At 60.1% G+C, this 13,402-nt stretch carries 9 protein-coding genes and 1 riboswitch; of the genes, 6 read left to right on the top strand and 3 right to left on the bottom strand.

Going from position 1 to position 13,402, the window contains the following annotated elements; genetic code table 11:
* Positions 1-51 precede the first annotated feature (51 nt).
* From AC0L26_RS30400 to tdh, 3 genes are all read left to right on the top strand, one after another.
* A complete protein-coding gene (locus AC0L26_RS30400) occupies positions 52-1,044 on the top strand; it encodes an adenosine kinase (protein ID WP_473635877.1) in 993 nt (330 codons plus the stop codon).
* A gap of 383 nt (positions 1,045-1,427) precedes the next feature.
* A riboswitch (cobalamin riboswitch) is annotated at positions 1,428-1,628 on the top strand.
* 114 nt (positions 1,629-1,742) lie between these two features.
* Positions 1,743-4,088 (top strand): 5-methyltetrahydropteroyltriglutamate--homocysteine S-methyltransferase, encoded by a 2,346-nt coding sequence (metE, locus tag AC0L26_RS30395; protein ID WP_473635890.1) that lies wholly within the window; start codon positions 1,743-1,745, stop codon positions 4,086-4,088.
* Positions 4,089-4,736: 648 nt separating this feature from the next.
* Positions 4,737-5,771 (top strand): L-threonine 3-dehydrogenase, encoded by a 1,035-nt coding sequence (gene tdh, locus AC0L26_RS30390; protein ID WP_473635876.1) that lies wholly within the window; start codon positions 4,737-4,739, stop codon positions 5,769-5,771.
* Positions 5,772-5,982: 211 nt separating this feature from the next.
* Here the strand turns inward: tdh and AC0L26_RS30385 are convergent, their stop codons facing one another.
* The gene (locus tag AC0L26_RS30385) at positions 5,983-7,020 is read right to left on the bottom strand and encodes a cytochrome-c peroxidase (RefSeq protein WP_473635875.1); all 1,038 of its coding nucleotides are present in this window, start codon (positions 7,018-7,020) and stop codon (positions 5,983-5,985) included.
* Between the two features lie 521 nt (positions 7,021-7,541).
* Here AC0L26_RS30385 and AC0L26_RS30380 point away from each other — a divergent pair.
* On the top strand, positions 7,542-8,009 hold the full coding sequence (locus AC0L26_RS30380) for a Ros/MucR family transcriptional regulator (RefSeq protein ID WP_473635874.1): 468 nt from the start codon (positions 7,542-7,544) through the stop codon (positions 8,007-8,009).
* Between the two features lie 203 nt (positions 8,010-8,212).
* Positions 8,213-9,547 (top strand): oxygen-independent coproporphyrinogen III oxidase, encoded by a 1,335-nt coding sequence (gene hemN, locus AC0L26_RS30375; protein ID WP_473635873.1) that lies wholly within the window; start codon positions 8,213-8,215, stop codon positions 9,545-9,547.
* 541 nt (positions 9,548-10,088) lie between these two features.
* Here hemN and AC0L26_RS30370 read toward each other — a convergent pair.
* Both AC0L26_RS30370 and AC0L26_RS30365 read right to left on the bottom strand, forming a co-directional pair.
* Complete coding sequence (locus AC0L26_RS30370) at positions 10,089-10,337, bottom strand: prephenate dehydratase domain-containing protein (protein ID WP_473635872.1); 249 nt, start codon at positions 10,335-10,337, stop codon at positions 10,089-10,091.
* Between the two features lie 772 nt (positions 10,338-11,109).
* Positions 11,110-11,322 (bottom strand): cold-shock protein, encoded by a 213-nt coding sequence (locus AC0L26_RS30365; RefSeq protein WP_008874821.1) that lies wholly within the window; start codon positions 11,320-11,322, stop codon positions 11,110-11,112.
* 774 nt (positions 11,323-12,096) lie between these two features.
* Between AC0L26_RS30365 and AC0L26_RS30360 the strand changes: the two genes are divergently transcribed.
* Positions 12,097-13,401 carry a M16 family metallopeptidase gene (locus tag AC0L26_RS30360; RefSeq protein ID WP_473635871.1) on the top strand — a complete coding sequence of 435 codons (1,305 nt, stop codon included), beginning with the start codon at positions 12,097-12,099 and terminating at the stop codon, positions 13,399-13,401.
* Position 13,402: the final 1 nt, after the last annotated feature.

Below are 13,402 nucleotides of genomic sequence, written 5' to 3'. Positions count from 1 at the left end.
GGCCGGCCCCGGCGTGGCAAAAAGCCGGCTCGGGTTTTGGCGGAGATTTTGATGCCGGATTATGACGTGCTTTGCATCGGCAATGCCATTGTCGACATCATCGCCCAGTGCGACGAGGAATTCCTCGAGACCAACGGCATCATCAAGGGCGCGATGAACCTCATCGACACACAGCGCGCCGAGCTGCTCTACAGCCGCATGGGGCCGGCGATTGAAGCCTCCGGCGGCAGCGCCGGCAACACGGCGGCCGGCGTCGCCAGCTTCGGCGGCCGCGCCGCCTTCTTCGGCAAGGTCTCCAACGATGCGCTTGGCGAAATCTACGCGCACGACATCCATGCGCAGGGCGTCGCCTTCGACACCATACCGCTCAAGGGTGAGCCGCCGACGGCGCGCTCGATGATCTTCGTCACGCCCGACGGCGAGCGCTCGATGAACACCTATCTCGGCGCCTGCGTCGAGCTTGGCCCTGAGGATGTCGAAGCCGACAAGGCGTCTGGCGCCAAGGTCACCTATTTCGAAGGCTATCTGTGGGACCCGCCGCGCGCCAAGGAGGCAATCCGCCAGACGGCGAAGCTGGCGCACGCAGCAGGCCGAGAAGTGTCGATGACACTGTCGGATTCGTTCTGCGTCGACCGCTACCGCGACGAATTCCTTGAGCTGATGCGTTCGGGCACGGTCGACATCGTCTTTGCCAACAGCCACGAGATCAAGTCGCTCTACCAGACATCGTCGTTCGACGAGGCGCTGGCCCAGATCCGCAAGGATTGCCGGATCGCCGCCGTGACCCGCTCGGAAAAAGGCTCGGTGATCGTGCGCGGCGACGAGACCGTGGTCATCAAGGCGACCGCCATCAAGGAACTGGTCGACACGACGGGCGCCGGCGATCTCTATGCCGCCGGCTTCCTGCATGGCTACACGCAAGGCCGCGACCTGCAGACTTGCGGCGACCTTGGCTCACTGGCGGCCGGATTGGTGATCCAGCAGATCGGCCCCAGGCCACGGCAGAATCTGCGCCGCGAGGCTGAGCAGACTGGGTTGCTGTAAGGCGGCTTTTCGGCCACGTATTGCCCACCTTCCGTTGTGCACGCTGTCCAGACAGGCGCGTGTAAATCGAACGTACCAGTCCGAGAAGGATGCCGGTTTTTCTCCAAACTTCTGATTGTTGAGGCTCAGGAATGTTGTCCCACCTCGGGTCAGTACTGCCGCCCCTCATGACTGGCCAATACGCACTTTTTGGCGAAGTTTTGAGACGGGACCGTACAAAGGCAGATTGCCCGAGGGCGAGCCACAGTCTGCACACACCGGAGAGTCGCGCAGAAGGCTCAGCCGACGGCGACATGGAATTTGGAAACACGCCGCAGGCTAACAATTCACATAAACACATATACATTTGTTTATACGACATTGACAAGAAAGTGGGCTACTGCGATTGTCCGGCATGTCGTGGTTCCTCCGCAAGGCTTTGCCGTAGCGGAGCTAAGAGGGAAGCCGGTGCAATGCCTACGCTGCCCCCGCAACTGTAAGCGGCGAGCCAAACCCACCAATGTCACTGGGGCGAACTCCCCCGGAAGACGTGGCAGAGGCTGTGACCCGCGAGTCAGGAGACCTGCCACGACGAACAACGTCCGCGGGCGGGGTGTCTGGTGGTCGCGGCAGCTCGGCGTTGATGCCGGCCTGCTAGCGCCTTCTTGTCCCGGCCCCAACCATCGGGGTATGGAATGAATGTCTCCCAGCAAGTTCCCATAGCAACGCTTGGCGTGCCGCGTATCGGTCGCCGGCGAGAACTGAAATTCGCGCTCGAAAGCTACTGGTCCGGAAAATCGTCTGCTGCCAACCTTCTGGCGACGGCGAAGGCACTGCGTGCCGCCAGCTGGAGCGAGCAGCACGCCCGCGGCGTGTCGAAAATCCCGTCGAACGATTTCTCACTGTATGACCATGTGCTCGACACCGCAGCAATGGTCGGCGCCGTCCCAGCTCGTTACGGCTGGACGGGCGGCGAGATCCCGCTTGACATCTACTTCGCGATGGCGCGCGGGACGCAGGGCGATAGCGCGGGGTGCGGACACGCCAGTCACGGGCATGCAGTTCAGGGGCAGCGCGTGACCGCGATGGAAATGACCAAATGGTTCGACACCAACTACCACTACCTCGTGCCGGAGCTTGGGGACGATCAGACCTTCGCCCTCTCGTCGACGAAACCAGTCGATCACTTTCTGGAGGCAAAAGAGCTCGGCATCCATACACGCCCGGTCATCCTTGGACCGGTGACCTTCCTCAAGCTGGCGAAGTCTCCCGACCAGGGCTTCAATCCCATAGCGCTGCTACCGCGCCTGCTGCCGGTCTACGAGCAACTCCTGCAGAGGCTGGAGCTCTCGGGGGCCGACTGGGTGCAGATTGACGAGCCGGCGCTTGTGCTCGATCTCAACCCGAACGAACGAGCTGCCTTCGAATTCACCTACGGGCAGCTGTCGAAAGCCGCGCCCAAGGTGAAAATTATGCTGGCTACCTATTTCGGGCCGCTGGGAAACAATCTCGAGACCGCGCTTTCGCTGCGCCTGGCGGGGCTGCATCTCGACCTCGTGCGCGCTCCCGAGCAGTTGGAGACGGTTGGTCGGCTCGCACCGAAGGATCTGGTGCTCTCACTTGGCCTGATCGACGGCCGCAATGTCTGGCGCGCGAACCTGACCGCCATTCTCGACAGCATCAAGCCGGTCATCGTCGGTTGGCCGCTGGACCGCGTCGAAATTGCGCCTTCCTGCTCGATGCTTCACGTGCCGATGGACCTGCGGATGGAGACCGCGCCCGATGTAGACGTCCGTTCGTGGCTGGCATTCGCCGCCCAGAAGACTGAAGAGCTGCTCGTGCTGGCCCAAGCCTTGTCCGAAGGCAGGGAGGCCGTAACAGGCGGGCTAAAGGCTTCTGATGAGGCGGCCGCCGCGCGCGCAATGTCGACAAAGGCCCACGATCCGCTCGTCCGCGGGCGCGTCAGCAGCATTGACGGCGCCATGAAGCAACGAAAGAGCGCATTTGCCAAGCGCTCGAGAGTCCAGGCTGACACGCTCGCCCTGCCGCTGTTCCCGACGACGACCATCGGGTCCTTCCCGCAAACGCCCGAGGTGCGCAGGGCGCGCTCCGCTCATGCGAAGGGCCGGCTGAGCTATATCGACTACCAGGCCTTTCTGAAGAAGGAGACCGAGGCGGCGGTCCGCTGGCAGGAGGAGATCGGGCTGGACGTGCTGGTACATGGCGAGTTCGAACGCAACGACATGGTGCAGCATTTCGGCGAGCAGCTGTCCGGCCTCGCCTTCACCCAGCATGGCTGGGTGCAAAGTTATGGCTCCCGACTCGTGCGCCCTCCCATCATCTTCGGCGACGTATCGCGGCCCAATCCGATGACGGTCATCTGGTGGCAATTTGCCCAGTCGCTGACGAAAAAGCCGGTGAAGGGCATGCTCACTGGCCCAGTGACGATTCTTAACTGGTCTTTTGTGCGCGACGACGTACCCCGCGCCGAGGTCTGCCGCCAGATCGCACTCGCCATCCGCGATGAAGTGGCCGACCTTGAAAAAGCTGGCGCAAGGGTGATCCAGATCGATGAGGCCGCGTTTCGCGAAGGCTTGCCCCTGCGGAAGTCCCATTGGAAACATTATCTCGGCTGGGCTGTCGAATGCTTCCGGCTCGCCTCGACGGGTGTAGAGGACGCGACCCAAATTCACACCCACATGTGCTATTCGGAGTTCAATGAGATCATCGACTCGATCGCTGAACTGGACGCGGACGTGATTTCAATCGAGACGTCGCGCTCCAAAATGGAACTGCTGGACGCCTTCACCAAGTCGAAATATCCGAACGAAATCGGTCCCGGCGTCTACGACATTCACTCGCCACGTGTCCCCGAGATCGGCGAGATTTTGCATCTCGCCCAACTTGCTCGCGAGCGACTGTCGGACGGCCAACTGTGGGTGAATCCGGACTGCGGCCTCAAAACAAGGAATTGGGAAGAGGTCCGCCCTGCCCTCATCAACATGGTCGCCGCAGCATGCGCGCTACGGGAGAAAGCGCAGGCGCGGGCCGCCGAGCCACTGTGACCAAACATTTGGCCCGCGGGCCTCGCGCATAATTTGAGGCAGAAAGGACGGCATCGAAAGCCGCGAAGACATCGGTCGACGCGTGCGAGTCCCCACCCTTGTCGTCCAGCCGAAGGTCGGCACGACGGCTCAGCGCCGGGGCAGGATCTGGGAAGCCGCTTAGTCCCCGGACGGGTGATTTCGACCACGAAGGAAGGCGGTTTTGTCCGTGAGCTTCTGCCTCACAGGGCCAGCGGCCGACAGACGCGAGGGATCAACGCTTGCAGATGCCGCCTGTGCACCGGCACCATCGACAAATCGGCGGCGAGGTTGACCATCCAGAGTGTCTAATCAAAGGATATGCGTTGCATTTGGCGGGCATCGACAAATAGCCATACCGCCCAGCCGCAAGCTGCGACCATTCCTCATCGCTTGAATTGAAGCTGGCTGCATCTGGCACGGCGTGTGCTCCGCTTTTGCTGAGGTTCGCTGGAACAGAGCTTTTCACGCGCACGGCTCGCCGTGGAGTGTTGCTTTGACACAAAGGCCCCCCGTCGGCATTCCGATCGGCCCAAAGATCTCAGGTGTGCTCTCCGAGCCTACCTTTCCGTTGTGTAGCTGCCGAGGAGTGGCGAGGAGTGGAACCAACCAAGGTGTAAGGAGCATCTGATGTCGAATATGATGAAGGCGCTGGTGAAGGCCAAGGCCGAACCGGGCATCTGGATGGAAGAGGTGCCGGTGCCGGAGATCGGCCCTAACGACGTGCTGATCAAGATCAAGAAGGCGGCGATCTGCGGCACCGATGTTCACATCTACAATTGGGACCAGTGGGCGCAGAAGACCGTGCCGGTGCCGATGGTGACCGGCCATGAATTCGTCGGCACCGTTGCCGATTTCGGCGCAGCGGTCACCGAATACAAGGTCGGCCAGCGCGTGTCGGGCGAAGGCCATATCGTTTGCGGCCATTGCCGCAACTGCCGTGCGGGCAGGGGGCATCTCTGTCGCAACACGCTCGGCGTCGGCGTCAACCGCCCCGGCGCCTTCGGCGAATATCTGGCGATCCCGCAGCACAATGTCGTGCCTATCCCCGATGATGTGCCCGACGAGATCGCCGCTATCTTCGATCCCTTGGGCAATGCCGTCCACACGGCATTGTCCTTCGATCTGGTCGGCGAAGACGTGCTGGTCACCGGCGCCGGGCCGATCGGCATCATGGGCGCGCTCGTCGCGCAATGCGTCGGTGCCCGGAAAGTCGTCATCACCGACATCAACCCGGTGCGGCTGGCGCTGGCGAAAAAGCTCGGCGTTCAGCATGTCGTCGATGCATCCAAGGAAAAGCTGCGCGACGTCATGCCGGCGCTTGGCATGACCGAGGGGTTCGACGTCGGCCTCGAAATGTCGGGCGCCGCCCCCGCTTTCCGCGACATGATCGACACCATGAACAATGGCGGCAAGATCGCCATTCTGGGCATCGCTCCAACCGGCTTCGAGATCGACTGGAACAAGGTCATCTTCAAGATGCTGCATCTCAAGGGCATCTACGGCCGCGAGATGTTCGAAACCTGGTACAAGATGATCGCGCTTGTGCAGGGCCCGCTGGATGTCTCCGGCCTGATCACCCACCGCATCGGCATCGACGATTTTCAGGCCGGCTTCGATGCGATGCGCAGCGGTAGTTCCGGCAAGGTGGTGATGGACTGGTAGGGCGATGGCCGGCGTCACTTTGCGAAGGTGGTGACGGGACACCGCCTGAGTGTCGGCGATCTCCTCGCCTGGGAGCTGGCTGGTGCAATGGCTCCCCTCCAACCTGAGCCGAATGGTCGGCGACGTAGGCGGCCCAATCGGACGAGGCTCGTAGCAATTCGCCCAGATCGGTCAAGGAATGCTCACAGGCCCCATCGTCTGCTTTCCAATGCTAGGATCGAGGCCGAGGTGTTGTGGGCGTTTCAGGCGGTAAGATGGGATATGTGATCTCCGGTCGCTTTCCGGTCAGCGAATGAAGGTAGGCAACGATCCGATCGATTTCGATTTGGGTTAGCTCTTCGCCAAGCTGGGTGGTGCCCATGATCGCGACCGCCTTGCCCAGGTCCCAGACCTTGCCCGAATGAAAGTATGGCGCGGTGATTGCTACATTGCGCAGCGACGGCACACGGAAGACATAGGAATCCTCTGGTAAATTGGTGACGGCAAATCGTCCCTTGTCATTCTCGGGGAGAATGTCGGCGCTAGGCTTCTCAACGAGGCCGAATGGATAATAACCGTCCCCACCAAGATTGACACCGGAATGGCAGGATGAGCAGCCCTTTTCGATGAAAAGGGCCAGGCCCTGTTTCGCTTCGGGGCCGACGGCGGTGTCATCGCCATTGAGGTAGGCGTCGAAGGGGGCCGGCGTGACCAGCGTCGCCTCATAATCTGCGAGTGCGGTGGCTAGGTTATCGAAGGTGATGGGGTCGGCCTCCCCCGGGAAAGCTGAGTGGAACCACTCCACATATTGCGGCATCGATTTGAACGTCTCGACCACTTGGTGCGATGTGTTGGCCATCTCGGCACCGGCCTGTATCGGCCCTTTGGCCTGAGCTTTCAGGTCTTCGGCGCGACCGTCCCAGAACTGTGATTTGTTAAAGGCAGAGTTAAACACCGTCGGCGCGTTGCGCTGCCCCTTCTGCCAACCATGGCCAATCGAAGTTTCACGATTGTCGTCGCCGCCGGTGGCCAGGTTGTGGCACGAGTTGCAGGAGAAAACGCCTGAGGCCGAGAGGCGCGGATCGAAGAACAGGGCTTTGCCGAGGGCAATCTTCTCCGGCGTGCTCGGGTTGGTGGTAACCGCCGGTATGGACGGCAAGGGCTTGAAGATGGCCAGTGCCGTTTCTCTGAGGTCTGGCGGAATGGACCGCGCAGCAAAAGCTGTGGCTGCCGCCAACGCAACAGCCCCCGCAGGGAATAGAATTTTCATAAGTGGAGTCCTTAGGATGTGCACGGGAACCATTGTCCACATGCGGCCCGGGAACGCCCTGCGCTAGATCAGCGGATCCAGGGAATCGTGCCTCCGACCAAGCCGATCGAGCGGCGGAACAGTGACTGCGATTCATCGCCTGACGGCGCATTCCAATGGTGGGCGCGCGCAATCGCTGTTTGTTCGCCTGAGGGTTTGGTCGGTTTCGTGGTCTGTCGCCACTGCCGCAAGGCCAATCCATACGCGCAAGCTGCGCCCGGCGCATTCACGGCTCTTGGTGCTTCACGAGCCTTCTGCGTCTTTCTTTTGCACTTCAGACCGACGAGATCGGGGCTGAACGCGGATACCGTCGCAGTTATGACAGCGATTGCCGCGCAGATTAGTGTCACGACAGCGTGGAGTGGCGCTATAAACCTCAATCCTGGACGAGCAACGAACAATGCTGTCGCGAGATTTGTTGCTTTCAACGGAAATCACCCCTAGAAGCGACCGCTCCGCAAACCAATCCACCGGAGAGTTTCATGCCAGAAGAAGACTTTGAAAAAGCCAACAACCTCATCGATCTTACCGCGGATGTTGTCTCAGCCTATGTTTCCAACAATCCGGTTCCGGTGGGCGAACTGTCTACCCTGATCGGCCAGGTGCACGAAGCTTTGAAACGCACGGCCGCCGGTCGCGTCTCGGCACAAGAGCCGACGGCGTTGACGCCGGCCGTCCCGATCAGAAAATCGGTGACGCCGGATTACATTGTCTCCCTTGAGGACGGCAAGAAATTCAAATCGTTAAAGCGTCATCTGGCGACCCATTACGGGCTGACCCCCAACGAATATCGCGCCAAATGGGGTCTGCCTTCAGACTATCCCATGGTCGCGCCGAACTACGCGGCTGCGCGCTCTGCGTTGGCCAAGACAATGGGACTGGGCCGCAAACCGAAAGAGCCTGAGGTCTCGACGCCCGAGAAGCGGTCTAGAAAGAAGGTATCAGCGTGACTTCCTCCATCCAGACCCGTTGTGGGGCTGGCGGCTCGATCAGCAAGATGTGAGCGAAACACTCGAAAAGGCGGGATCAAAATCCCGCCTTTTCCTTGCACGGTGTGATTACACGCCGCAAAGCGCAATGGAACTGACATAGCGCAGAGACACAGGAGACCGCAGCGGTAAAAGGACCAACTTTTCAGCTTGGACGGAAACCGTTGCGGACCTCTATCACGAAAGAATATCGCGAGGCTCTCCTGCCTTGGTACACCATCTATCCGACTGTGCCGGAATTCACTGCCAGCGTCGGGGCCGAAAGCTATGAGGAATGGCTAAGAGGTCTGCCGGTTGACGATTCGGTGTCGCTCTATCTCCACATTCCGTTCTGCCAATCGATTTGCTGGTTTTGCGGCTTCCCGACCACGATTGCCCGCAATCAGGGGCCAATCCTCAACTATCTGGACGTTGTGCGTAACGAGATCCGTTTGGTCTCGGAAAAAGTGCAGCAGGGGCTCGTCGTGAACGACCTGCATTTCGGCGGTGGAACCCCGACCCTGATCGGGGCAGCCGAGTTCCTGGCCACCATAGAACTCCTGCGCCGCCGCTTCGCGTTCGGTGAACCCGCTACGATTGCCGTGGAAATTGATCCGCGCACCTTCACCGCCGAGATCGTCGAAGCGTTGGGAGCAGCGAAGGTGAGCCGCGCGAGTCTCGGGGTGCAGAGCTTCGACCCGATCGTCCAAAAAGCGATCAACCGGGTCCAGAGCGAGGCGCAGACGGCCGCTGCCGTCGAAGAGCTGCGCCGGCATGGCGTAAGCGTAAACTTCGATCTCATTTTCGGTCTCCCGAACCAGACGGTAGAGTCCTGCGTCGAGACTGCGGTGGCGACTGTCGCCATGCGTCCCAACCGGCTTGCGGTGTTCGCCTACTCCCACATTCCCTCGGTGAGAAAGAATCAGCGTCTGATCGACAAGACTGCGCTGCCTGACAGCGTCGCCCGCGCCGAACAGGCTGCCGCCGTGGCAGAGACGCTGGTTGCGGCCGGCTACCGTGAGATCGGCCTGGACCATTTCGCCTTGCCGGACGACGAACTTTCGCTGGCGCAGGCCAGCGGTCGCCTACGGCGTAACTCGCTGGGTTACTCAGCCGACACCTGCAAAACCCTGATCGGTTTCGGCGCGTCCTCTATCGGGCGGGTCGGCGAGGGTTACGTCCAGAACGAGGTGACACGTGAGTCCTACAGCCGGCACATAGCAGCTGGCCGTCTGGCGACTTTAAAAGGCTACCGGCTGACAGACGAAGACCGCGTGCGAGCCGCCATCATCGAGCGGCTGATGTGCGATTTGCAGGCCGATGTGCCGGCAATCTGTGCGGCGTATGGATTCGATCCAACTCGCCTTCTCGATCCGGCTGCTGATCGCCTGGTTAAGCTGGCCGAGGATGGGATCGTGGACATCGAAACCGGTTTCATCCGGGTGCGGCATGAGCATCGCTTTGTGGTTCGCGCTGTTGCTGCCGCTTTCGATGCTTTTGTCGACCGGACTGTCCCATAGCACAGCCAAGCATCGTAAGGGGCCCAAAGCGATAGCTCGTGCTAAACGGCCTGCTCGAAACGCGCCGAAGACCGGTCACGGCGCCACTGCGCGGATTTGAAGTGTTTGATTTCCCGAATGGGCAAACGTACCGCCTATACGCATCACAGTCATACAACGATGGCTGGTTTTGCAATATGCTTGGCCGGTCGACATCTGTGCCTCTGAATAACACCGTTTCGCAGGCACGAAAGATCGTCGACGCAATGATCTCATTCACGTCCCGAGGCACGGTCGTGTACATCGCATCAAGTTTCGATGCGGCGGTCCCCTGTTCGTCAGATCAACAGTCTTGGGTTTTGGACGAAAACTAGTTGGCCATAGTTAATAGTGACGTGGGTACGATCCGAGAATTCTCAGGCCATCAATCTCCACCACCGCGGCCAAAGCCGGGCGTGTCAAAACGTGCTGACATCAATGACATAGTGATGAGTGTCCAGCCGCTCGCATGTCGGAAGCTGATAGACATTGAGAACGGCCAAGTCGTCCTTCGAGAACCTGTTCAGGACACACTGAGATTTTGCTCTGAAACGCGGAGGTGAAGTGTTGTCCGGTCACATCCTGTCGGCGCAGGGGTCCTGCGCCCGAGCACCCACCACCGCGTAACGTTATGCAGGCCTTCTTCAATTCCTGTTCGCAAAATCTGCAGATTGTAGAGCTTAGCACCAAGCGCAGGACCGAATGCCGCTGTCGGGAGAGTTTTGCTCAGCCACGAAACATGTCGCTCCCCCACGGCTCTCTCGCTCGACATTGGGCATGTTCTCGTCGAGCCACCCGGCCACCTCCTGTAGGGCCACGGGGTGACCCACCACCTTAGTGATCATCGAGAACTTGCATCCTTGCTGGCCATAAGGCTGTAGCTCAGGACCTTCGGGTACTCGGCTATGATCCTGGGAGACGTCAACCGCAGAACTTGGTCGAGGTAGGGAGTGGCTCCGACCAGAGAGATCATAGCTGGGACGCATGCAACGTCGACGCAGCCATTCTCATATGCTTCGAACAATCCGTCGCTGAACGGGACGAGTTCAACTTAGTCAGCAAACAGGTCCAGCGAGGCTTGATGGGTCCAGGTCCCCACTGGGCCAATGTACCCTGCCCTCTTGATTCCGGAGGTGTCGATGGCTGGAGGCTGGCTGAATTGCTCGTTCATTTCCCCGGCACGATCGATCGAGAATGCCTCGGAGCCCTCCTCCATGAAATCACACGCAGGGGGTTCATGACCGAAAATAGAGCATTGATCTGGTGTGAAGCGACCGGGCCCACAAGAAGTCCGAAGCTTGATCTCATTGTCCAGATTCGTTCCGATGCGCGCGGTCACCGTCGGCATCTGCTACGCAAGATCTACTGCAGATAATAAGAGGGCTGAAACCGGCCCTCTTCACTTGCAAACATCTGTTTCAGTAGAACTCAGCAGCTTCCCGCAATCCGCCGCCGGTCAGCGGGAGATCCGTGTCCTTGTCCGCTCATATGGCGCGGTCAGTGGCCCTTCTGCCCGGCTCTTGCCGGGCAGAAGCAGAAAAAGATCAGCCAGCTTTGCTGAGACTGCCTGCTGAGGACTTGCCTGTACGGCGGTCCTGTTCGACCTCGTAGTTGATCTTCTGGCCCTCATTAAGGGTCGAAAGGCCCGCTCGTTCGACAGCGGAGATGTGGACGAAAACGTCCTGACCTCCGTTGTCAGGCTGGATAAAACCGAATCCCTTGGTGCTGTTGAACCACTTCACCGTTCCAGTCGCCATAGCGTATTCCTTTGTAACCATTCAATGTAGACAGGCCATAAGCCAGGTCCGCTTCATATCCGAGATTTTAGGGGCAGCAAAAGCGAAAATAGCAAAAGCCCCGGTCAAATCGCAAATCGGCTCGAGAGCTCCATCATGACCGCGTGTCGCGGAAGCGTCTCGCGCCCGCTCCGAATGGCAAACACAAGTCCTGCAACGCTCCGGTAAATTCCAGAACCGCGCCTATCGCTGGTTTGGAGTCGTGTTGCGGGACCTGCGGTCGGCCGATGTGAGCAAGAGCACGCGGACGACCAGCAACCACGGGCGCGCTAACGTCACCATGTTCGCGCCGCTTTGCGAAGGGTATTGCACCTAGCAACCTCTTTACCGGCAAGCGCTCCCCGTCGGCATTGTCTGACGTCGGACAATGTCAGATACGCAACACAGATTCCGGTGGATCGCATCGCCGAAACGGCTTTCTCATTTGGCACGGCTCGTGCGCGGTTCATTGGAAACGCGCAGGAGAGTCGTCCCATGATCCCCACACAGAAAAATGCTGCCCCACTTTTCGCCGACCTACTCAAAACTGACATCCGAACCGGGCCTGGCAGCATTGTGAGCGCTCGTCTGAACCGGCGCTCTCCACCAATCCACCTGCTCCAGGTGGGTGCGACAGGGACGCAGAACCTTCAAAATGAAGGACAACTCACTTCGGTTCGGGCCTTGTCAATCGCCCGGTCACCGCAACCGAAGCGACTGTCTGCCTGGCTGCGGGGCGCTCTTTTTGCGACCGCGATGGCATTTCTGACGACCGCACCTGCCGCGGCCGCCAATGACATCAAGGCAGCGAAGTTCCTGCTCGAGAACGGCATGGAGGTGGTTGTCATTCCGGATCACCGCGCGCCCATCGTCACCCACATGATCTGGTACAAGGTCGGCAGCGCCGACGAGCCCCCTGGCAAGTCCGGCATCGCACATTTCCTCGAGCATCTGATGTTCAAAGGGACGGCCAATCACGGCGCCGGCGAGTTGGACCGCGCGGTGTCCGAGATCGGGGGCTCTCTCAACGCCTTCACCTCTTACGATTTTACCGCCTTCTACGAAATAGTGCCGCCTTCGGCACTTGAGCAGATGATGGGCTACGAGGCTGATCGCATGCGCAATCTCACCCTCACGGACAACGTCATCAAAACCGAGCGGGACGTGGTCCGCGAAGAGCGTCGCTCGAGGGTCGACAACAATCCGCAGGCGCTTCTCGATGAGGAGGTCGTCACGGCGCTCTGGCAGAGCCAACCTTACCGGATCCCGGTGATCGGCTGGATGCACGAGATCGAAAAGTTGAATCGCAGCGACGCCGTCACGTTTTATTACAAATACTACTGGCCGAGCAACGCCGTGCTGGTGGTGGCAGGCGACATCGAGCCCAAGGCCGTAGAGGCGCTGGCCGAGAAGATCTATGGCAAGATCCCACGTGGACCGGAGCTGCCGCCGCGTGAGCGCGCCTCTGAGCCGGTGCAGAACACCAAGCGCACATTGACGCTGAGCGACGACCGCGTTTCGGTCCCCAACTTCTCCAGACATTGGGTGGTGCCGTCCTATCGCACCGCCGAGCCCGGCGAAGCCGAGGCGCTGGACCTGCTGGCACAGATTCTCGCCGGCGGCAACCGCAGTCGGCTGAACCAGGAGCTCGTTGTCAAGCAGGGCATAGCCGCGGAGGTCGGCGCTGATTTCGAGGGCACCATGCTGGATGCCAGCCACTTCAGCATCCACGGCTCGCCGCGCGGCGACGCCAAGCTTGGGGATGTCGAGGCCGCCGTCGACGCCGAGATAGCGCGCATCGCCAAGGACGGGGTCACATCAGGCGAGTTGGAGAAGGCCAAGGATCGTTACGTCCGCTCGATGATCTTCGCCCGCGACGAGCAGAGTTCGATCGCCGACATGTATGGCGCAACGCTTGCCACAGGCGGCAATGTAAAAGACGTCGAGGAATGGCCTGAGCGCATCCGCAAGGTTACGGCCGATCAGGTTAAGGCCGTTGCCGCCCGCTACCTCGTGTCCGACCATTGGACCACCGGCTATCTCCTGCCCAAGGAAAATTGAT

The sequence above is a fragment of the Mesorhizobium sp. WSM4823 genome (assembly GCF_055811195.1).
The sequence above is the reverse complement of the archived record's forward strand: the minus strand, read 5'-3'. Positions and strand labels throughout refer to the sequence as shown.

Excerpts from the sequence above, each read along its gene's own strand:
- AC0L26_RS30400 (WP_473635877.1), top strand. The coding sequence starts at position 52 with ATGCCGGATTATGACGTGCTTTGCATCGGCAATGCCATTGTCGACATC.
- tdh (WP_473635876.1), top strand. The coding sequence starts at position 4,737 with ATGTCGAATATGATGAAGGCGCTGGTGAAGGCCAAGGCCGAACCGGGC.
- AC0L26_RS30385 (WP_473635875.1), bottom strand. The coding sequence starts at position 7,020 with ATGAAAATTCTATTCCCTGCGGGGGCTGTTGCGTTGGCGGCAGCCACA.
- AC0L26_RS30380 (WP_473635874.1), top strand. The coding sequence starts at position 7,542 with ATGCCAGAAGAAGACTTTGAAAAAGCCAACAACCTCATCGATCTTACC.
- AC0L26_RS30370 (WP_473635872.1), bottom strand. The coding sequence starts at position 10,337 with ATGTCGAGCGAGAGAGCCGTGGGGGAGCGACATGTTTCGTGGCTGAGC.
- AC0L26_RS30365 (WP_008874821.1), bottom strand. The coding sequence starts at position 11,322 with ATGGCGACTGGAACGGTGAAGTGGTTCAACAGCACCAAGGGATTCGGT.
- AC0L26_RS30360 (WP_473635871.1), top strand. The coding sequence starts at position 12,097 with ATGGCATTTCTGACGACCGCACCTGCCGCGGCCGCCAATGACATCAAG.